1 protein-coding gene is annotated in these 1046 nt (G+C 71.6%); it reads left to right on the top strand.

The window, feature by feature from the left end; genetic code table 11:
- Positions 1–344 precede the first annotated feature (344 nt).
- Positions 345–1046 (top strand): phosphatase PAP2 family protein (locus tag HW445_RS32360; protein ID WP_180224306.1); only part of this gene is annotated, 702 nt, incomplete at its 3' end.

Below are 1046 nucleotides of genomic sequence, written 5' to 3'. Positions count from 1 at the left end.
CGTGCAGATCGCGATCGTCGTCCACGAAGCGGGGCTGGGGGCGTAGGAGCCGGGCCGGAGGGCGTCAGGTGAGGCCGAGCGCGGGCGGCACCGCGGCCTCTACGTCCCGCGTCAGGTGCTCCGCCTCGGCGCGCCGCCCCGCGATCACCGCCGGCCGGAGCCGGTGTCGGCACCGGCTCCGCGGCCCCGGATGCCCCGTGGCGTCCTGTCCACCCCTGTCGTGCCGACGTGACGACAGATGAATGTAAGATACAACCGCTTATCGATACGGAGCCGTATCGATACGCGAGCGTACCGGTGGACCCGCGCCGTGCGAGGGCCCGACTGAAGAGAAGAGGACGGGGTTGCAAGCCCTGACGAACCCCGCCGGGGGCGGGCCGGGAGCCGTGCCCCGGCCGCCGGTGGTCCGGGAACTCCTGCTCGTCGCAGGACTCTTCGTCGTCTACAAGCTCGGACGCCGGCTCGCCCTCGGCCGTACCGACGCCGCCTTCCGCAACGCGGACCGGATGTGGGACCTCGAGCGCGTGCTCCACCTGCCCGGCGAAGACGCCGTGCAGTCGCTGCTGCTGCGTGACGACACGGTGGTGCACCTGGCGAACGTCTACTACGCGACCGTGCACTTCCCCGCCACCGTGCTGTTCCTGGTGTGGCTGTACCTCCGCCGCCCGCTCCACTACGTCTGGGCGCGCCGCGTCCTGGCGCTCGTCACGGCGGCGGCGCTCGTCCTCCCGTTCACTCTCCCCCTGGCTCCCCCGCGGATGCTGGCGTCCACCGGACTGGTGGACACCGGCAGGCTCTACGGGCCGTCGGTGTACGGCCCTCCGAACACCGACCACCTCTCGAACCAGTTCGCCGCGATGCCCTCGCTGCACTTCGGCTGGGCGCTGATGGTCGCGATCGGTCTGATCGCGGCCACCCGGTCGCGATGGCGCGCGCTGTGGCTGCTGCACCCGCTGATCACCCTGACGGTCATCGTCGGAACGGCGAACCACTACTGGCTGGACGCCGTGGCCGCCGCCGTGATGCTGGGAGCCGCCCTGACCCTG

The organism is Streptomyces sp. UH6 (assembly GCF_013421635.1).
In the GTDB taxonomy this organism is placed as follows: domain Bacteria; phylum Actinomycetota; class Actinomycetes; order Streptomycetales; family Streptomycetaceae; genus Streptomyces; species Streptomyces abyssomicinicus.
The sequence above is the reverse complement of the archived record's forward strand: the minus strand, read 5'-3'. Positions and strand labels throughout refer to the sequence as shown.